We start from the raw sequence: 19,667 nt of genomic DNA on the forward strand, positions 1-19,667 counted from the left end.
GCGATTTGGGCCGGAAAAAAGAACGCTTTGCCCCCAAGATAGCTTCATGCCCCTGGTAGGAATGCGCCAGTTTTTCCACAGCAACACGTATCGTACCATTTTTCACAGCCAAAAGCCAGTACCCCGAAAGTATGGATATTGCGATCTGGGGCGATCATGCCGTGTGAATGCTACTTCAGCTTCTCGTTTTCCTGGTGCCTGGTCGCGTCACGCTTGGTCTTCTTTTCCAGGTTCCGGCGTAGGGCCTCGGTCAGGTCGACACCTGTTTGATTTGCTAGACAGATCACCACGAACAACACGTCCGCAAGTTCGTCCGACAGTTCGACTTTCTCGTCAGACGCTTTGAAGCTTTGCTCGCCGTAGGTTCGTGAAATGACGCGAGCAACTTCGCCCACTTCTTCCATCAACTGGGCCAGGTTCGTGAGCTCCGAGAAGTATCGTACGCCGATCGTCTGAATCCACTGATCGACGTCGTCCTGGGCCTGGCGAAGCGTAAGAGAGTTTTCAGGCTGTGTCACTGGGCAATGAGTTTCGCAAAGGTTTTCTGAGCATATTCTCGGCCAACCGTGTGGGCCTCGACTGCGGTAGCCGTGTTGGGCGATTGCCCTTCGACTGCCTGTTCTAACACCAACAGCGGTGGCGTATCCAGATCCAACAGCATGTCGGCGAGCTGATCATAGTTGATGTCGCCGGAACCAAAGGCTTCGTCCCAGACCCCATCGTGCGATTGCCGCAGATGCAGTTCGACGATGCGGTTCTTGTAAAGCCGAGCCACATCAAACACGGCGACTTCCGAGTTACCACACCCGCGAAAGATCCAATGTGCATCCAAACAGAACTTGACGTTGTTGGGATCGGTCGATGCCAGCATGTGATGCAGCTCTCGGGCACCCTCGCGTAGTTCAATATCGTGGTTGTGATATGCCAACTGTTGACCATTCTTACGCAGTTGGGCTCCCAGCTGATCGAGTGACTCAGCCTGCGTTCGCAGCTGCTCGTCCGACTTATTCTGTTTGCCACCCCATTGAATAGGACTTGGGTTGGTCACGATGATCCGAGTCCCGCAGGCATCTTTCGCCGCGGCCGCAATGTCGAGAACAGATTGAATGCTCGCCGCTGCCTGGGCAGGATCATGCAGCGTACTGTTGACGTACAGCGACTCAACTTTCAGGTCGTGTTTCTTCGCTGCCTCGGCAATGGTTTTCATCTGTTGTGGCGAACCAGCGATCGGCTCGTAGCCGACCAAGCCGCACGATTTCACTTCGGCCAGCATCGTGTTTAGATCGCTCGCGTCTTTTTTGCTGCGGCGATAAAACGTGCCCCAAGGGTACTGCTGCGTAAAGATCGGAACGTCGGCTGCTTCGGCGGCCTTCAGTAGTGAGCTGGTAGCAAGAAACGGCGAACAAGCTGCCAGGGCGGCAGCTTGTTGGGTGAATGCACGGCGACTGAGCATGAGCTTCTCAATCTTTGGTTAAGGCCGGTGAGCTTCCTACGGTACCATGCCGCCAGGAATACCTTTGACAACGATGGCAACCGCGTCGTGCGGGTGAAGGCTTTCAAAGTGGCTTGCCTGAACGCGGTAGTCGATCACGCCTGGCATGGGGTCGATGGCCGACTTCATGCGTCGTGCGGCGTCTTCGCAGAACATCAGGTTCTCGCCATTGAGTCGAGCAAACTCTTGTTCATCGGCTCGCTTCACCGCGGCTTGAACGGCCGTGTTCAAAACACCTTCGACGCGTTGAATGATCTCGTCGATCGGCAAGTCTTCGCGCGAGTCGTCCAGGTCGACGGTAATATCGGCATGGCTTCGTTGGCTATGCGGAACCGCGATCAACGTACTGTTCGAGCCCAACCAATTGAGCACAGTGGCCGCGCTCATCCAGTTGTGACCGTAGAACTGTTCTTCAAATTGCTGCTGCAGCAGTTGTCGCGAAAGCGCCGCCGAGCACGGGCAGGCACTCGAATAGGTCAGCCGCACGTGCACGCGATACTTGACCGAGTCACCCTGCTTGAGCGCCTCGACCTGGATCGGATAGCTTCGCCAAGCGGTGTTGTCCGACAGGAGCGAGGCCCGCTGAATCATGTGCTCGAAAGAGAACTGCAAGTAAGCCGACTGACTCATCTCGCTGTGCGTTTCCAGGAAGCGGCCCAGAATGCGTTCGATCTGCTTGCGCGAGAACTCAGTGTGCAGTTCGTTCTGCAGGCTCAGGTAGAGCCGCGACATATGGATGCCCTTGGTCGCGGGATCGTCGAGGCTGACGTACGCGTCGACTTTGGCCGGCGTTCGCATCAGCACGTCATCTTCACCGCGCACCAAAATGGCTACCTCGATGCCGGACATACCCACGCGGTCGATCGACGATTGAAACTGCGGAGCGGTGTCGTTAGCGACATCCGGCAGCAGCCGTGGGGACGTATCCATTGCCAGTGGTCGAGTCGCATCTGCCGTGAGTGGGGTGGCCGAAGGCGATTGCGAGGATAGGGGCGAATCGGTGGACATCTACGTTTCCTTGGCGGAGTATATTCGTGTGCGGTTGGAACTTGCCAAAGTGCAAGACCGGGAAATTCAAATCTCGGCAACCGCTAATTCTCGGGCATTCGCTCAGATGGCAGCCTAGGCCTGGCGGGGCTATATCATAACCCATACCAGGATGCCCATGTTAGGATGCCACCCCCAACCAGAGCGTTACAGGCAACTTATGCTGCCCCCGGGGCGGAAAACTGAGTACACTAAGTAGTATCCCACCTCCGACCTACTATTGTTGTCTGAGGTCTCGTTGGGCTCAACAATTCCTTTCGTGGCCGATCGCCTGAATTGTCGATAACTTATTTATTGACAATCGTTTCCAACCAGCTGCAAAAGTCAATCCACCCCTGATAACCCCACGCATAAGATCGCAATTATGACTGCCACGGGTCCGCTCGGAGATTACCCCAACTATCGCCCTCGCCGGAATCGGCAAACCGAATGGTCGAGGCGGTTAGTGCGAGAGAACCATCTGACCGTTGACGATCTGATTTGGCCCATCTTCGTTCAACCCGGAAAGGCCACCAAGACGGCCATCCCGTCGCTGCCTGGCGTCGACCGCCTGACCATTGACCTCGCGGTCGAAGCAGCCCAACGTGCCGAGGAGCTTGGCATGCCGGTAGTTGCTCTGTTTCCCGCGACCCCCAACGAACTGAAGACGCCTGAGTGCGAAGAAGGGGTCAATCCCGATAACCTTGTTTGTCAGTCGGTTCGAGCGATCAAAGAACTGAAGCTGAATGTCGGCATCCTGTGCGACGTGGCCCTCGATCCCTATTCCAGCCACGGGCAAGATGGCTTGGTCAAAGATGGCTATGTGGTCAACGACGAAACGGTTGAGATGCTGTGCCAACAGTCGATCGTCCAGGCCCAGGCCGGCTGCGACATCATCGCCCCGAGCGACATGATGGACGGACGCATCGGCGCCATTCGCAAGGCGCTCGATGGTGACGGCTATCAGCACGTACAGATTATGTCGTACGCGGCCAAGTATGCTTCGGCATTCTATGGCCCGTTCCGCGATGCCGTGGGTTCGTCCGGTAATCTTGGCGGCGGCGACAAGAAGACCTATCAGATGGATCCAGCCAACACCGACGAGGCGCTGCGGGAAGTAGCCCTCGACATCAAGGAAGGCGCCGACATGGTGATGGTCAAACCAGGGATGCCTTACCTCGACATTGTGCAGCGCGTGAAAGAAACGTTCGGTCAACCCACGTACGTCTATCAGGTTTCCGGCGAGTACGCCATGCTGCACGCCGCGGCCGGCAACGGCTGGCTCGACCTCGACAAGACCATGCTGGAAAGCCTGATGGCATTCAAGCGTGCCGGTGCCGATGGCATCCTGACTTACTTCGCCCCTAAAGCAGCCGAAATGCTGAAGAAGGGTTAGACATTTTACATCCAACAACGGGAACTCACGCCGCATCCCCTGCGACCTTGCTTCTCGGTGTTTCAAGATTTAGGCTAAATGAGGTCCCCCAGCGTTTGACTTAGCGGCCAGGGAACCATCACTTGACGATCAGGTCGACCATATGTCTTACACCCCGGTTCAACTGTTAGAGAATTGGATTCTGCGTCAGGCTTCTGATGCAGGCCAAGCCTGGCTCGACACGCAGCGCGAAGCGGTCGCTACCGGCGATCTTAAATCGCTGTACATGTCCTTTGGGTTTGCTCCGCGGAAGGTTGGCAAAGCCGATCTTCAGCTGACCGAGCGCGATTTGAACGACGCCGCCGAGGCGCGACCAGGCTGGATGCCGCACACATGGACGATCGATCAGGCAGCACGTGTTTTGCTACTGATGTCGCTGCCGTCGGAAGATGACGCCGCGTTTTATGCGACGCTCGAGAAGCTCTTTCAGACGGCCGAGATTCGCGAGCAGATCTGTCTATACCAGGCGCTGCAACTCTTGCCTCATCAAGAGCTGTTCGACGATCGCCTATGCGATGGCACCCGCACCAACGTTAAGTCGATCTTCGAGTCGATAGCCCACAACAATCCGCTGCCGATGGAACTGATGTCGGAGCAGTCCTGGAACCAGATGGTTCTCAAGGCGTTGTTCATCGGTGCCGCTTTAGATCCGATCGAAGGGCTCGACCGCCGTGTGAACCCGGAACTGGCTCGCATGCTGATCGACTTCGCCCACGAACGCCGCGCGGCCAAGCGACCGATTCCGGTAGAGTTGTGGCGAGTCGCTGCCCCGTTTGCCGATGAAATAGCATTAGAAGACATGAAAGCACTGTATGCGTCCGGCGAGCAGCTCGAACAATCTGCTATCGCACTGGCTTTGGTTTCCACCGCCTCAGACGAAGCCGACGTTATCCTGAAAACGAATCCAGAGATTGCCAAGCGTGCCGAGAACGGTGAAATCACCTGGCGCGAGATTGCCCAGCAAGCATACTAGCACCTGCATGGTACCCATGCCGCTGGATGCCTTGCTGAAAACTGAACACCGAAAACTGAAAACTAATCATGAAATTCATCGACCCCCACATTCACGTTACCTCGCGTACGACTGACGACTACGAAGCGATGGCTGCTGCTGGCGTGGCGGCGATTATCGAGCCGGCATTCTGGTTGGGGCAGCCACGGACCAACGTCGGTTCGTTCCAGGACTACTTCAGCAGCCTGGTCGGCTTCGAGAAATTCCGCGCGGCTCAGTTTGGCATTCGCCACTACTGCACGATCGGGCTGAACTCGAAGGAAGCCAACAACGAAGCGCTCGCCGAGCAGGTCATGGAGATCATGCCGCTGTTTCTCGCCAAAGAGAACGTGGTAGCGGTTGGTGAAATTGGCTTCGACGACATGACCGCTCTGGAAGAAAAGTACCTGCGGCTGCAGTTGGAGATGGCCAAGGAAGTCGATCTGCCGGTGCTGATCCACACGCCCCACCGCAACAAAAAGCAGGGCACCTACCGCAGCATGGACATTATCGAGGAACACGAAATACCACCCCACTTGGTGGTTATCGACCACAACAATGAGGAGACCTGTGAAGAGGTCCTTCGTAGAGGCTACTGGGCCGCGTTCACCATCTACCCCAAGACCAAGATGGGGAACGAACGCATGGTCGAGATCGTAAAGAAATATGGTCCGGAGAGAATCATTGTCGATTCGTCCGCCGATTGGGGTGTTTCGGATCCGTTAGCCGTCCCGAAAACTGGCAATTTGATGCTAGAGCGGGGTGTCCCCGAAGAACACGTTGAGTTAACCTGTTACAAGAACGCTTTGGCTGCTTATAGTCCGAGCGGTCAGTTCGAGGAATCGGATTGGTTGGACCCAGAACCCATCGATCAACGTACGTTGTTTGAAGGGAATAGCGTTCTGCGGGGCGGCCAGGCTCCTCGAGTCGATAAGCCAGAAGACGATCGTATCATTCAATAAGCTCATACGTCTTCCAGCTACGCGAAGGAACGGTTTCCCGCAAGGGAAGCAACTGAACAGAGACGCCAGGCACCAAAGTAAAGCAAGCGCGTTCGGAACCGCGCAGGCTTTCGCTATCCAGAGGCACCCAGCACTTTGCCTTTGGGGGACGCTACGTTTGCGGCCCCATGACTGGACCAGCTTACTTACGGTGTGTTATGAGCTTTCATCGCAACGGCGCTAGCGACAAATTGACGCGGCGCGAGCTTCATCTCGAGAACTTTGAAGACGTTCTTGGTGAGGCAAGAAGTCTTTCTCGCGTAGGTTACCACCGGGTTGCCAAGTGGTCGCTTGGGCAAATCTGCGAACACTTATCGCGATTCATGGATGCGTCGCTCGACGGGTTTCCGCCAGCTCCTTTCTATGCTGTGATCGTTCGCCCGTTTGCCCGCATGATGCATCTTGGCAAGATCCTGCGGAATGAACAGATGCCGGCCAAGTTGCCAACTCTGACCGAGTTTACGCCTGGGGAATGGGCCGAGGACCAGAATGCGATTCCTCAACTCGAGGCCGCGATCTCGCGCATTATGGACCCCAACGCCCAGTTTGTGCCGTCCCCACTTTTTGGCAATCTGACCGCCGAAGAGTGGCGAAAGGTGCACCTCTGGCACTGCCAGCATCACCTGGAATTTCTGATTCCGGCTGCCAAAGAGGCCTCCGCCTAAGCGGACCTGACGCACCGTTCGAGCTCGGTTGACCATCATGCGCGGCACAACGAATCGCGCGCTATTCGTTGTGCCGTTATTCAGGTTGATCCCCTTCGGACCTTGCCATTTGGGATGGAGCGTCGTATCCTGCGCGACAAACCTCGTTGTGTCGTTTCAGGAAAGACCCCACTCATGTCTGAAGATATGCAAACCCCTGAGCCAGCCTGGCGTCCCCTTTCCAAGATCCAGCGTCGCGTGCTCGGCGTGTTGATCGAGAAGGCCAAGACGACGCCGGACGCTTACCCGATGTCGCTTAACGGCCTGACGACCGGTAGCAATCAGAAGAGCAATCGCGATCCTCAGCTGAGCTTGGAAAGCTGGGAAGTCGAAGAAGCCATCGAGCAGCTGCGCGATATGGGTGCGGTTGCCGAAGTGCACGGAGACGGTCGCGTCGTCAAGTTTCGGCACTATGCCAAGGATTGGCTCGGCTGTGATGGCAACGAGCTGGCTGTGATGGCCGAACTGCTACTGCGTGGCGCTCAAACCGTGGGCGAGCTTCGCGGTCGGGCAGCTCGCATGGGCAAGATTCCGGACATGGGCTCGCTGCAGCCGATCCTGGATGATCTACAGCGCAAAAAACTGGTCATTCCGCTGACCCCCAAAGGCCGAGGGCAAATCGTTACGCACGGACTCTTCTCGGAAAAGGAACTGACCGAACAGCGTAATCAGCATGGTGGCGGCCGTGTCGTCGAATCCCCTGTCGAACCACCGGATGCGACCTCCATTGCCCAACCGGTCCAGCGCCCGGTGAACCCGGAGCCAACGTCGCCTCCGCCAGCGGCTGCGGCGGCATCTCCCTCTTCTAACAACTCGGAGATCGCTCAGCTGCGCGAGGAAGTAGCCGCCCTGAAAGCGGAACTCGAGCGGGTCAAGAAAGACGTGGAAGACCTGTGGTCGAGCATGACCTGAGAGCAAGCAACCCTCCCCCACAAAGAAGTAGTTCCTGACTGCGGGTTAACTTCGCTTTAAGGTGCGTTTTAGTTTTGACGAATCAGCCGGTGTATGACGCTGTGCCAATTGCTGAACGCGAGGCCTTGATCGAGAATGGCTCTCGCTGTGAAGCGTTCCGCTTGGGTCGGCACCGTCGTATGCGGTGTCGACCTTTGTTTTGCGCTACTTACCAAGTGCAGCGACACCTGGCATGAAGGTCGACTAGTATTCGACCCACTTCCAGCCGATGGGCGTCTCGAGCTCTTTCTCGGCGAAGTAGGCCCATGGCGTGTCGGGATGATCCTTGATGACACGCTCCAAATACTCCTTGGCCTGAAGCCGTGTCTTTTCCAGTCGGCTACCGGCTTCTTCCAGCGTATCAGCAGGCTCCAGGTTCCACGTGTCGTGCGAAGGATCCTCGAACTTTCGCCCCCCCTTCAAGATCGCGAGCATCTGGTTGTAACCATCGACGCGAGCCTTTACCGCGGCAGCACGACCAAGAGCCAGATCGTAGCTGGCCTGCCAACGCTTGTCGGTGATCTTGTCGCGATCCTTCTCCCCTTCGGCCAATGGCTCGTAGATGGCATTGATCATTGGTTCCAAGCGAGCCGCGATTCTCTGGGCGCCATCCAAAGCATTCTTCAGTCGGGCTTCGTCTTCCACCACAAACTGAGAAGCTGGATAGGTCATCGCTTCGACCTGACCTTGCGACGCCGCTTGATGCAATGCCGCGAGGGCTTTGTTCTCGGACAGCTTGGCTTGATACTGGGCATCGGTCAGGAACTGCGGTGGATACTTTCGCATCACCTCATCATCAAACCGAATGGCGCTGCCAGGCCAAGGAGACGAACGGAGCCGCGACACGAGAAACGATCCACGCGTTTGATAGGCCAGGAAGTTCAAGCCGAAAGGACCGTAACCGCTGTCGACGTCGTCGCCACCAAAACCGCCGCTGTTGAACTTCATATCAACCCGCTGCGAGTAGCGAGTCTCTGGGCCTTGCAACATTGCAGGCATACCATCGGTACGCGATTCCTGCGGAGCGACGCCTGCCATCATGCGTCCCATCGGGGCCGGCACACCAATCGCATAAACGCGTACGCCGGTTGAGTTCGCCTTTTCGACCACGGCGTCGACCTGCTGCCAGTCATCGCCGGCCTCGTCGGTAACCACGACCACCATCAGCTCGCGAGCTTGCTGCTGCTTGATGGGGCCATACTTATCGAAGACCTGGCCGATCGTGGCGAAGGTGGCTTCTTTGCCTGAGTTGTCGGTCTGAATCGATCCAAGCTTGCCGATCACTTCACCAAAGTCGGTGGTGGGCTGTTCGAGTACGAATTCGGTCTTCTCGCCAAAGCTGACAATCGCCGTCGAAAGCGCCTCGGCCGACTTGCCACCGGGAAGGCCATTGGTTTGAAAGTCGGTGTATAGTTTCTTCGCCGCACCTGCCCAAGATCCCCGCAACTCGGAAGCGCTGAGGGTCGAGTCAACAATCCAGACGATCATCGTTGGAGAGAAGTCGATGCTGCTGGCAATTTCGGTCCGCAAGCGTTCGACGTTCTCTTCCACGCTTGAATTGGCTCCCACCGTTTTGCCACTGCCAAATCGGCTGGCACCGCCACCTCGCAGCGAGGTCGTGCGGATCATCGTATTTCGTGCCTGGGCTTCCTTCGTCTGAACCGGTTTCGCGGCGGCTTTCGGCTGAGCAGCCGGCTTGGCCGCAGGAGCTGCCTGCTTGACCGGCTCTTTCTTTGCCAGTGGATTGCGAAACTTGACGTTTTCACCACAACCAGCCAACAACACCACGCCCATCAGCGTCGCGGAGATCCATCCCAATGCGGCGTTATTCAAAGTATTCATTCGGCGAGGCATGTCTTCAGAGGCTCCCAGAGAAGAGAAACAAGGCAGGACGACCGACTTTTATTCTACCCCTCATTTCAGTCGGGTCGAGTCGATGTTCAAGATTAACCTTGCCAGCATCCCCACCATAGCGCTGATTTTTAAGGGACTGGCAATTGAGACGATTTTTCGAAACAATATTCAGCTGACAATACGAATAAGGATTTTTCATGCCCTCTGAGCAAACCCTCACCGGAAAACGGGTTCTGATCTTCGTAGGTGATATCTACGAAGATCTGGAACTCTGGTATCCCCACCTTCGTTTGAAAGAGGCCGGTGCCGAAACCGTTCTGGCCGGTCTTGCCGCAGGCGAAACGTACGCCGGCAAGCACACCTATCCCGCGAAAGCGGATGTCGCGATCGCCGATGTCGATCCCAGCACGTTCGATGGCGTGGTTTGCCCCGGCGGCTTCATGCCGGATAAGCTGCGACGCGAAGAAAAAGTGAAATCGCTCATTCGGCATTTCCACGAGAAAGGCCAATTGGTTTCCGCCATTTGCCATGGAGGCTGGCTGCTGGCCTCGGCCGGCATCTGTCGCGGAACCCGACAAACGGGCTCGCCGGGTATCAAAGACGACATGATCCATGCTGGCGTTACCTGGGAAGATGCCGAAGTTGTCGTGGATGGACATATCGTTACCAGCCGCCGCCCTGATGATCTACCTGCGTTCTGCCGGGCACTGATAGACGTGCTGGAGAAACAAGCCTGATGCCGCTCGCTCACCTCACCATCGCCACACAAGATTCCGCTACGACGGCGAAGTTCTTCCAAGAGATCTTCGACTGGGACGAAGTTCATCGCCCGGCCAATGTCGACCTGACGACCTATTGGCTCGACATCGGCCAAGGACAACAAGTCCACGTGCTGCAAGTTGATGACTTCGAGGTGTCGCCATTCGAGAAAGAATTCGGCCGCCATTTCGCCTTTTTGTTTCCCGCGGCACAGCTGGTGACCATCCGCGAGCGACTCGCCGAAAGAGACGTGGAGGTCATTCCACCGATTCGCCCAACGCCGTTTGAGCGATTCTTTTTCCAGGACCCCAACGGGTACATGTTCGAAGTGATTGATCAGGATAAGTTCATCCAAGAGACATAACACATCGGTACTGCAGTGGAAGCAACGGATTGCCAACATGTTCACGGATGGACAACGCTGCAGAAAAGCATCTTCGCAGCCCTGTTGATCGGCACGTTTTTCTTTCAACTTGCTTTGATGCGCGAAGGACACGATTGGGGCGGTGACTTCGCCCAGTACCTAAGCCACGCTCGCAATCTGGCCACGGGGCACAACTACGCAGACACTGGCTACGTCTACAACCCTGATGCGGCCGTCATCGGACCGCGAGCCTACCCACCCATCTTCCCCCTGTTTCTCGCGCCGATTTATGCGATCTTTGGCACGAACTACACGGCGTTTCGTGTGGCGATGATTGTGTTGTTTGTGGCGACCGTGGCTATTGCCACGATGCTCTTTGCGCGGCGACTGTCGGCTACGGCGTCCCTTTGCTTTGCCGGCTTGCTGGGTGTCTGCCCAGCTTTCTGGGACTTTAACCAGGGCATCCTATCCGAACACCTCTTCATGCTGTGGTGGCTGCTGACGTTCCTGGTCTACGAACGCTACCGAGGAGATCCGCAGCAACCATCTGAGCGCATCGGCCCGGCTCTCCTGACAGGCCTGCTGATCTATCTTGCCGTGGGAACGCGGACCGTGGGAATTGTCCTTCCCCCTGCCCTGCTGCTGACCGAAGCCATTCTTTACCGTCGCCTGACACGATTCACCGCGATCAGCATCACGGCAGCGATTGTCTTCTACGCGATCCATAAGTTCGTGCTGCCTGTCGGCGGCTCAGGCTACACCGATCAGCTTGCCGAGATCAACGTTCATTCCATTACTGTGAACCTACTCAAGGACTCGGTCTCGCTTGTTTACATCTGGAAGAATGGCTATTTCAAACCGTTCACCGCAGTGACCGGGCTTTTCCTCGTGCTCATCGGTCTCGCAGGTTTCTACAAAGAAAGCTGGCCCAAGCCGCAACTCTTGGCAGTTGCGAGCGTGTCCTATTTTCTACTGATCGTTATCTGGCCCGGGGCGAATGGCATTCGCATGACCTGGCCCCTGCTCCCAGGCCTTTTGTTTTGGATTCTTTATGCCCTGGAAAACCTTTCGCCGTCGACACGCCAGCAAAAGATCTTCCTGACAGGCTTCGTTGTCTTCACGTTGGCATGCTATGCCAGCAAATACAGTTCTTCCGAGTTCGGACTCCTTCCCGGCCCCGAGACTCCAGCCGCGCAAGAGTTGTTTGCGGAAGTCCGGCGCAACGTCCCGCCGGAAGAAGTGTGCCTGTTTTTCAAACCGCGTGTGCTGGCCTTCTACACCGGTCGCAGTTCGATTGGTTATCCCATCCAGTTGACGCCTGAGTCACTCGATCGCACGCTGGAAATAGCTCCGGTCGATGTCGTCATCACCGAGAGCCAACAACTGCCGGAACTTGAGGGACTACTCGAGCACGATGGCTTCCAGGTCGACTGGTCGAATAACGACTTCCAGCTCTGGCGAAAAAGAGACACGCCTTAGACGGCTGCCAGTTGCCCTTGCTGTTCCAAGAGAACTTCTTTCACGATGTAACGCAGGCGAGGTTCGGCGGCCTGAGCGGCTCGGATGACATCGTACTTGCCGACACATCCCAGGTTGTCTGGCAGGCAGATGTTGGTCACCGTCGAAAGCGCCAACACTCGCAGGCCAACCTGAGAGGCCACGATCGCTTCTGGCACGGTGCTCATACCGACCACGTCGGCCCCGATCTTCTTGAGAAAACGGTACTCGCTCCGCGTTTCGTAGTTCGGTCCGGTCATCGCCGCATACACGCCGCGATGATGCTTGATCCCTTCCCGCCGGGCAATGCGTGCCGCGGCGTCGAGCAGGTCCTTATCGTAGGGACTCGACATGTCGGGGAAACGCTTGCCGAGATTCGGATCGGTATGTCCCGTGAGCGGATTACCCCACATGAAGTTGAGGTGGTCTTCCATCAGCATGATATCGCCACTTTGATAAAGCGGGTTCATGCCGCCGCTGGCATTGCTGACGACCAGGATACTGGCCCCCAGCGCCTTCATCACGCGAACCGGCAGGGTAATCGTCTCCATCGAGTACCCTTCGTAAACATGAAAACGGCCCTCCATGACCAACACTGGGACAGTGCCCAGTCGTCCACATACGAGTCGCCCTTTGTGGCTCAGGGCGGTAGAAGATGGAATGTGCGGTAGGTCTTCGTAGTCGATCGTCACTTCGACATCGACGCCATCGGTTAGTGTACCGAGCCCGGTTCCTAAAATGATTCCGGCCAAAGGGCGTTCGTTCCATCGACGCCGAATGGCAGCAGCCAAATCCTCGACCTGGGCTTTAAGCTTGAACAAGTTCTTCCCTCTGGCTTGTTACTTCCCGGCGTACTCCGTCAGCACACCTTTGACCAGCGTTCGCAGCTTCGGTTCGGCCTGGTTCGCGATCGCGATAATCTCGGCGACATCGGCTGGCTTCAACGCATCGGGCAGGCACAAGTCGGTGACAATCGAAAAGCCGACCGTCTTCAGCCCACAGTGTACAGCGACAATCACTTCCGGAACGGTGCTCATGCCGACGAGATCCGCGCCGATCGCTCGCAGGAAACGATACTCGGCCCGCGTTTCGAGGTTCGGCCCGGCGACCGCAACGAATACACCGCGGTGCGCGACAATATCTTCCTTGCGAGCAATCCCCAGCGCCTTGTCGATCAGCTCGTGATCGTAAGGGGCACACATATCAGGGAAGCGTGGTCCGAGGCGATCGTCGTTGATGCCGATCAGCGGGTTATCGCCCATCAAGTTGATGTGATCGTCGATCAGGACAATGTCGCCGCAGTTGTAGAAGGGATTCATACCGCCGGCCGCGTTCGAACACAGCAGCAGCTCGGCGCCCAAGGCCTTCATCACGCGTACCGGCAGGGTAATCTGCTTCAGCGAGTACCCTTCGTACATGTGGAAACGGCCTTCCATCGCCACGACGGGAACACCACAGAGCATGCCGCAAACCAGCCGGCCGCGATGACTGGTGGCGGTAGAAGCCGCGAAGTGCGGGATGTCGGTGTATTCAAACGAGGCTTCTTCTTCGATCTCTTCCACCAGGCCGCCCAGCCCGGTGCCCAGGATGATGCCAGCGGCAGGGGTTTTGTTCCATTTCGCTTGGATAACTTTCAGCGCGTCCTGGATTTTGTCGTACAGATCGAGCATGTGCGGGCGTTCCCGTTTTAAATTCGATAGATGGGCAAATGTAGCCCCCGATTATGCCACGTTCCCTTCGAGCGACAAGTCCCGGCCTATTCTGGAGGGGACTTGCTATATCCGAACGCGATCGAAATCTACCGCAAATTGCTCGCGTGAAAAGAGAATACCCGCGTCATCTTCCGAAATTCGACCGTATAAACTTCCGTCGTAGATCGTGAACTCTTTACGCTCGCCATCCTCGAACTCGACCGTCGCGAAGTAGGCCGTGCTCGCAGAACTATCTCCGCTTCCACCAGAAACTTGTGTACGCTTGCCGACGATAATCGCTGGTACGGCTTCGACTTTCCCGCTGTTCATCAACTTGAACCGCTTAAACATCGAAACCGCCATGAAGATACCAAAGGCGAACATGCCCAGTGGCACAAGTCCCATGCAAAACGGAATGAAGGCAAAGGAAAAGGATTGTTCGCTCAGACTGAACATGCCACCCACGGCGATCACCATGATCGACATGAAGAGCGTGCCACCACAAAAAAGGGTGAAAAAGATAATGACTGGGATTAGCGACCAGACACCAGGCTTGGGCAATTTCTCGATACGCGCTGCCGAAAGACGATCCGCGTAAAGAGGAGACTCCTTCACGCGCCGGAAAATATCCCGATCGTGCTGTTGGCTGGGTGGCGTCGTGCGTGAACCACAATACTCACACGTCAACGAGTCTTCCGGCAAACTGGCTCCACAACTGGGGCACTTCATGGGGCTTAGGGCTCCTGATGGTCATTCGACTGTGAGAGTTATCGGCAAGCGGGTATTCGTTTCAAGTTAGCGAATATTGCCGTTCGATTCGATGACTGGCCCCGATTTTTACTGCAGCCCGGTTATACTGGCAAAATCGTATTGCACTTGTCGCCCCCCAAGACATGCCGAATCGAATGACGGAAACGGAAACTTCACAGCTCCAGCTGCATCACGATGTCCCCTGCCCCGGCTGTGGATGCTTGTGCGACGACCTGACGATTGGCCTCGATGGAACCGAGGTGAAATCAATCGAACCGTCATGCGCGATGGCGACGGCCTATTATCGACAGCAGCACGCTACGGCAGACGACTGTCGCATCGATGGCAGCACGACAACCGTTCCCAACGCCTACCAGCGTGCAGCGGAGATCCTGCAAGCCGCCAAGGCGCCCCTCTTCTTCGGACTCGGAGAAACCTCAAGCGAAGCCGTCCGCAAAGCGATCGACCTGGCGGATCGCACTGGCGGGATCGTCGATGCTTCGCACCCGACCTTTTACGATCCCACGGGACGCACCATTCAAACGACCGGACTGGTCACCTGCTCGCTAGGTGAAATCCGCCAACGTGCCGACTTGGTGATCTTCTGGGGATGCGATCCGAAGACAACCCACCTGCGTCACTGGGAGCGTTACAGCGCCGAAGCGACCGGCCGCTTTGTGCCTGGCGGAAGAAGTGATCGTACGCTGGTCGGTATCGGCAGCCAGAACAAGACCACCGACGCTTGTGATACGTTCATCTCGCTTGAACCGTCGCAGCAAATCGCAGTGCTGCATCATCTGATCGCACTGGCTCAAGGAAAGCCGGATAATCCAAGTGTGCTCGACGCCGCGATGGCCGATGCGACGCAGCAACTTGGACAGCTCTACCAGCAGATTACCAACTCGAAGTATTTTGTGTTTGTGCTGGGAGAAGGCTTCCTCCGGAAAGAGGCCGGTCGGATTCCCCTGGAACTGCTCGCCCAGTTCGTGCGGCCCATGCATGAACAAACCCGCGGGGCGATCTCAATCTTGCGGCCAGGCCCCAACTGGGTCGGCGCCGCAGGCGTGGTGGCTTCGCGAACAGGTTACCCAGGCGGTGCCACTCTGACGCAAGGTATTCCCCAGTTCGATCCCGACAACCTGGCGTCTGCCAAGCTGCTCTCGCAAAGCCGCGTCGATGCGGCCATTTTATGGGAAGGTCCTTGGCTGGCCGATCTGCCGGAGGCTGCTCGTCAGGCGCTGGCAAACATTCCGACCGTGGTCCTAGGGCATCGCCCCTTAGAGACAGACCTCACACCGAGCGTGTTTATTCCGATCAAGCGGCCTGGCTATTCCGACAGCGGGACGATGTCTCGCATGGATGATATGCCGCTCCCGGTCCGAGCTTTGACACAAGAAGATCTACCGGCGGCAGAGGAAGCAGTTCAGGCCATTTCGGAGAGAATTTCGGCCTGACAAAGAATGGGCTCTGCCGTTACGGCAAAAAGGCAATTGTGAAGCCAATGCCATAAACCAATGCGTGAATCACGAGGAACGCAGCATATTGGCGAACTTCCGGCTTTTGGGCAAGCTGAGTAACAGGACGCAATTTGTTCTCCTTATCCAAGAGAAAATCCGAGGGAAGCCGTTTCCTTGAAATCGCTTCCTGGGGGGTAGGAATCGCGTCCTGCGACATGGCGAAAGGTGGGATGCTGTAAGCCAACTCCACTATAGGCATCTGCGGCTCCAAGTTAAGGCCCTTTTACAATTCGGCGGTAATATTTCTGTAAACGACTTCGCTTTCGTACTTTTACACCAAGTTTGCAACTTGCTCTTCCTACGAAAAACGCCGAGTTTATCCCGATTTTTCCGCTCGTAAGGGGAGAATCGTACGCATTCCGCAAAGTAGTCCGAACCTTCCTATTCCAACCGGCGTGCTGGACTCGTGGCTGTCCGTTTCTCGCCTTCGGAATCAGAGGCAATCAGGTTATCGATTCTAACCGTCGGATGTTGCGAAAAATCAACACGTCATTCTCGGCCGCTGGTCGTGGGAAGCTAGGAAAACCACAAAGACGCACGAAACCTCCCTGTCAGGATGAAACCGCCAAGATGGGTAGTTATAATGAGCCGTCCATCGCAAACCCTCCTCCCTTTCCACAAAGGACCGACCATCATGGTGCTCTCTCGTCGTCAATTCCTGGCCGCGGCCTCGGCAGCAATTGCCGCGACCGCAATTCCTGTCCGCAGTAGCTGGGCCAAGTACGATCCCGATCGCTTCCCGGGATTTAAGGTTGGTCTGCAGAGCTATTCCCTGCGTGGATTCGACGTCGACAAAGCCATCAACACCGCTGGCGAACTCGGTTGTGCTCACCTCGAATTTTACGGCGGTCACTTCTCGCCAGGTTCTTCGGCTGACGACATCGCGGCCATGAAGAAGAAGATGGCCGACCACGGCATGGTGATGCTGGGCCATGGCGTCCACGGTTTCAGTAAGGACCACGCCAAGAACGAAGCCCTCTTCAAGTTCGCCAAAGCAGCCGGCATCAAGAATCTTTCGGCCGACCCATCGCCCGACGCGTTCGAGAGTCTGAACAAGCTGGTCGACAAGTACGACGTTCGCATCGCCATTCATAACCATGGTCCTTCGCATCGCTACAACACGGCCCTCGACGTGCTCAATGCGGTCAAAGATCACGATCCTCGCATCGGTGCCTGTGCCGACCTGGGACACTACATTCGCAGTGGTGAAGATCCCGTGGAAGTGATTCGCCTGTTGAAGGGCCGCTTGTTCGGTATCCACCTGAAGGACTTCGCCGAACAGAAAGAACGCACCAAGGGCGTCATTCTGGGCGAAGGCCACCTCGACGTGGTTGGTGTCTTCCGTGCTCTGAAGCAGGTCGACTTCCCAGCCGATGGTTGCCTGTCGCTGGAATACGAAGAGAATCCTAAGGATCCCACCGAAGACATTCGCCAATGCCTGGCGATCGCTTCCGAGGCCTGCAAGGCAGCCGCTTCGTAACCTTAGAGCCAACGAAGATCAGGCCGCCGATGGCAATGACCTCGGCGGCCTTTCTTTTTGGAGTGACGCGAAGATGACGACGCAGCGACTACCGATCGTCGGCGTGATGGGCTCCGGCAAGGACGACTATCTTGAACTCTCCCTGGAGCTTGGCTGGCTGCTGGGAACCATGGAGGTGCATCTGCTCACCGGTGGAGGCAGCGGAACGATGGCCGCCGTCAGCGAGGCCTTCGCCCGAACGCATCGTCGCCAAGGCATGGTGCTGGGGATCCTGCCGGCAGATGATACCGGCATGAAGCCGAAGCCCGGCTATCCGAACCCGTGGGTCGAGATTCCCATCGTGACGCACTTGCCTCATAGCGGTGACCGCGGAACAGATCCGCTGTCCCGCAATCACATTAACATCTTGTCGTCCGACGCAATCGTCGCCCTGCCCGGCGGGCACGGCACGGCGAGCGAAGTGCAACTGGCCAAACGTTATGGCAAACCGCTCGTGGCTTTCCTGGGCACCAGCGGCAGCATCCCCGACCTGCCTGACGATGTGACGATCGCAACGACTATTGATCAAGTCGAAGCATTCCTGTGCTCGATCCTATTGGATTGATTCGAGCTTCTTATCTAGGCGCGATTGCAGTTCGGCCAAGGCAGCAGCGTGCTGTGGATCTTGGGCCAGGTTATGAAACTGCTGCGGATCGTTCTGCATGTCGTATAGTTCAACGCTGTCGTTGCCATAGCGAATCAGCGCCCAGCGATCCGTTCTCAGCAAGTGATCGTTGCGGTTACGCAGCGTGTACACCTCGTCGTGAATCATCGCCTGCGGATCGCTCCACGTCGATGCCAAACTCTTCCCTTGGATATGCTCGGGAATGCTCAGTCCACACAACTGGGCGAGCGTTGGATAGATATCGATCTGCTGACTGAGTGCCGTTGTCGCCGTCGCGTCCTTCCCAGGCACACGCACGATCAGCGGAATGCGTGTCGACTCTTCGTGCAGGCTCATCTTCTGCCAGAACTCATGCTCACCGAGATGATAGCCATGGTCGGCGGTGAATACGACGATCGTATTCTTATCCAAACCCAATCGATCGAGTGCGGCAACCATTTTGCCAACCTGGGCATCCATGAACGTAACCGATGCGTAGTACGCTTCGAGCACCTTCTGCTTCTTGAGCTGCGTATCAAGACCACTGCCGCGGCTGTTCTTCACAATGCCGGCCTTGGGGATGTCGTCCCAGTCCCCTTCCAGTTGCTTCGGCAAGTTCATCTTTTCGGCAGGGTAGTCTTCGAAGAAAGAAGCCGGGGCAACCAGCGGAACGTGCGGACGCACCAGGCCAACCGCCAGGAAGAATGGCTGCTTGTCCTTGGCCCTGGCTTCCAGGATTTCGATCGCCTTGGCCGAGGCCTTCATGTCGGCCTGTTCGGCACCATCACCAGGAGTCTTCACGACGTAGAAAGCACCCCCGTAACCCAATCCATAATGAATCTGGCGTTTTGGATCTGGCTTCAAACGTTCTTTGGTCAGGTGCGTGTGCTCGCCTTCGCTCCACTGTTCTGGTGCCTTGCAGTTGAATCGCTCGGTCCACGACGCGGCATGATCGGGACCATCGACGCCAGCCGTAATGTCACCGGGCACACGCATGTGATAGATCTTGCTCACGCGGGCCGTGTAGTAGCCGTTGTCTTTGAAGTGCTGAGACATCGAAGGCCGGTCACCCAGGTTGCCTGTGAACTTGTCCGAAGCACCATTCGAGGTCACCCCGATCGCCTGGGCGTACATGCCCGACATCAGCGAGGCCCGCGATGGCCCGCAGACCGGATACTGCGTGAAGGTCCGCTCGAACTTCATTCCCTGCGAGGCTAACGCATCGATACTGGGCGAATGGCACTGCTGATTGCCGTAACAACCCAGCGACTGACTGCCGAGGTCATCGGAAATGATGAACAACACGTTGGGCTTTTCAGCTTGCACCATCTGGCAAAGAAACGGGAAAACCAGCAGCAAACTGAAGACGAGCGATGGAAAGCGAGTCGCAGGCATGATTACTCCGAGACGAGAGTTAGGTGGAAGGCAGCCTGATTATAGTTGTCCGCCTGTTAGAGGTCCAAGATTACACGAGGCAAGTTTGTTGCTGGGCAAAAAGCTTTGTTTTCGTCG

Annotated in this window: 19 protein-coding genes; 11 read left to right on the forward strand and 8 right to left on the reverse strand. The window is 56.6% G+C overall.

The genetic code is table 11. The features are described from left to right. Positions 1-170: 170 nt before the first annotated feature. Genes PSR63_RS08330 through folE2 form a run of 3 tightly spaced genes read right to left on the reverse strand, consistent with a single transcriptional unit; the run spans position 171 to position 2,500 of the window. Complete coding sequence (locus PSR63_RS08330) at positions 171-518, reverse strand: nucleotide pyrophosphohydrolase (RefSeq protein ID WP_274332331.1); 348 nt, start codon at positions 516-518, stop codon at positions 171-173. After that, a complete protein-coding gene (locus tag PSR63_RS08335) occupies positions 515-1,453 on the reverse strand; it encodes a sugar phosphate isomerase/epimerase family protein (RefSeq protein WP_274332332.1) in 939 nt (312 codons plus the stop codon). Before PSR63_RS08335 ends, PSR63_RS08330 begins: the two co-directional genes overlap by 4 nt. Positions 1,454-1,489: 36 nt before the next feature. Beyond that, on the reverse strand, positions 1,490-2,500 hold the full coding sequence (gene folE2, locus PSR63_RS08340; protein ID WP_274332334.1) for a GTP cyclohydrolase FolE2: 1,011 nt from the start codon (positions 2,498-2,500) through the stop codon (positions 1,490-1,492). A gap of 403 nt (positions 2,501-2,903) precedes the next feature. On the opposite strand from folE2, the gene hemB reads away from it, so the two are divergent. From hemB to PSR63_RS08365, 5 genes are all read left to right on the forward strand, one after another. Then, a complete protein-coding gene (gene hemB / locus PSR63_RS08345; protein ID WP_274332335.1) occupies positions 2,904-3,914 on the forward strand; it encodes a porphobilinogen synthase in 1,011 nt (336 codons plus the stop codon). Between the two features lie 142 nt (positions 3,915-4,056). Next, the gene (locus PSR63_RS08350) at positions 4,057-4,926 is read left to right on the forward strand and encodes an EboA domain-containing protein (RefSeq protein WP_274332336.1); all 870 of its coding nucleotides are present in this window, start codon (positions 4,057-4,059) and stop codon (positions 4,924-4,926) included. Positions 4,927-4,994: 68 nt separating this feature from the next. Beyond that, the gene (locus PSR63_RS08355) at positions 4,995-5,906 is read left to right on the forward strand and encodes a TatD family hydrolase (RefSeq protein WP_274332338.1); all 912 of its coding nucleotides are present in this window, start codon (positions 4,995-4,997) and stop codon (positions 5,904-5,906) included. 197 nt (positions 5,907-6,103) lie between these two features. Beyond that, positions 6,104-6,610 carry a DUF1569 domain-containing protein gene (locus PSR63_RS08360; protein WP_274332339.1) on the forward strand — a complete coding sequence of 169 codons (507 nt, stop codon included), beginning with the start codon at positions 6,104-6,106 and terminating at the stop codon, positions 6,608-6,610. A 174-nt stretch (positions 6,611-6,784) separates the two neighbouring features. After that, on the forward strand, positions 6,785-7,561 hold the full coding sequence (locus tag PSR63_RS08365) for a DUF480 domain-containing protein (RefSeq protein ID WP_274332341.1): 777 nt from the start codon (positions 6,785-6,787) through the stop codon (positions 7,559-7,561). 243 nt (positions 7,562-7,804) lie between these two features. Here PSR63_RS08365 and PSR63_RS08370 read toward each other — a convergent pair whose 3' ends face one another. Further along, a complete protein-coding gene (locus PSR63_RS08370; protein ID WP_274332343.1) occupies positions 7,805-9,454 on the reverse strand; it encodes a vWA domain-containing protein in 1,650 nt (549 codons plus the stop codon). A 197-nt stretch (positions 9,455-9,651) separates the two neighbouring features. Here PSR63_RS08370 and PSR63_RS08375 point away from each other — a divergent pair, with 197 nt between their 5' ends. Genes PSR63_RS08375 through PSR63_RS08385 form a run of 3 tightly spaced genes read left to right on the forward strand, consistent with a single transcriptional unit; the run spans position 9,652 to position 12,056 of the window. Further along, positions 9,652-10,191, forward strand: a complete 540-nt coding sequence (locus tag PSR63_RS08375; RefSeq protein ID WP_274332345.1) for a type 1 glutamine amidotransferase domain-containing protein — start codon at positions 9,652-9,654, stop codon at positions 10,189-10,191. Further along, positions 10,191-10,577, forward strand: a complete 387-nt coding sequence (locus PSR63_RS08380; RefSeq protein WP_274332347.1) for a VOC family protein — start codon at positions 10,191-10,193, stop codon at positions 10,575-10,577. The genes PSR63_RS08375 and PSR63_RS08380 overlap by 1 nt, the downstream gene beginning before the upstream one ends. Positions 10,578-10,592: 15 nt before the next feature. Beyond that, complete coding sequence (locus PSR63_RS08385) at positions 10,593-12,056, forward strand: ArnT family glycosyltransferase (RefSeq protein ID WP_274332349.1); 1,464 nt, start codon at positions 10,593-10,595, stop codon at positions 12,054-12,056. Here the strand turns inward: PSR63_RS08385 and PSR63_RS08390 are convergent. From PSR63_RS08390 to PSR63_RS08400, 3 genes are all read right to left on the reverse strand, one after another. Further along, a complete protein-coding gene (locus PSR63_RS08390; RefSeq protein ID WP_274332351.1) occupies positions 12,053-12,895 on the reverse strand; it encodes a purine-nucleoside phosphorylase in 843 nt (280 codons plus the stop codon). The genes PSR63_RS08385 and PSR63_RS08390 overlap by 4 nt on opposite strands. Positions 12,896-12,913: 18 nt before the next feature. Further along, positions 12,914-13,744, reverse strand: coding sequence for a purine-nucleoside phosphorylase (locus PSR63_RS08395; protein ID WP_274332353.1), 831 nt, complete (start codon positions 13,742-13,744; stop codon positions 12,914-12,916). 105 nt (positions 13,745-13,849) lie between these two features. Continuing rightward, positions 13,850-14,494 (reverse strand): DUF2500 family protein, encoded by a 645-nt coding sequence (locus PSR63_RS08400; RefSeq protein WP_274332355.1) that lies wholly within the window; start codon positions 14,492-14,494, stop codon positions 13,850-13,852. 176 nt (positions 14,495-14,670) lie between these two features. On the opposite strand from PSR63_RS08400, the gene PSR63_RS08405 reads away from it, so the two are divergent. The 3 genes from PSR63_RS08405 (at position 14,671) to PSR63_RS08415 (ending at position 18,116) form a co-directional block, all read left to right on the forward strand. Continuing rightward, positions 14,671-15,969: a hypothetical protein gene (locus PSR63_RS08405; protein ID WP_274332357.1), complete on the forward strand. Its 1,299-nt coding sequence runs from the start codon at positions 14,671-14,673 to the stop codon at positions 15,967-15,969. A gap of 697 nt (positions 15,970-16,666) precedes the next feature. Beyond that, entirely contained in the window at positions 16,667-17,512 is an 846-nt protein-coding gene (locus tag PSR63_RS08410) for a sugar phosphate isomerase/epimerase family protein (protein ID WP_274332359.1), read from the forward strand. Between the two features lie 73 nt (positions 17,513-17,585). Next, complete coding sequence (locus PSR63_RS08415; RefSeq protein WP_274332361.1) at positions 17,586-18,116, forward strand: hypothetical protein; 531 nt, start codon at positions 17,586-17,588, stop codon at positions 18,114-18,116. Here the strand turns inward: PSR63_RS08415 and PSR63_RS08420 are convergent. Continuing rightward, positions 18,105-19,550, reverse strand: a complete 1,446-nt coding sequence (locus PSR63_RS08420) for a sulfatase (protein ID WP_274332363.1) — start codon at positions 19,548-19,550, stop codon at positions 18,105-18,107. The two genes, PSR63_RS08415 and PSR63_RS08420, sit on opposite strands and share 12 nt — an antisense overlap. Between the last annotated feature and the right edge of the window lie 117 nt (positions 19,551-19,667).

Source organism: Bremerella sp. P1 (genome assembly GCF_028748185.1).
Taxonomy (GTDB): Bacteria; Planctomycetota; Planctomycetia; order Pirellulales; family Pirellulaceae; genus Bremerella.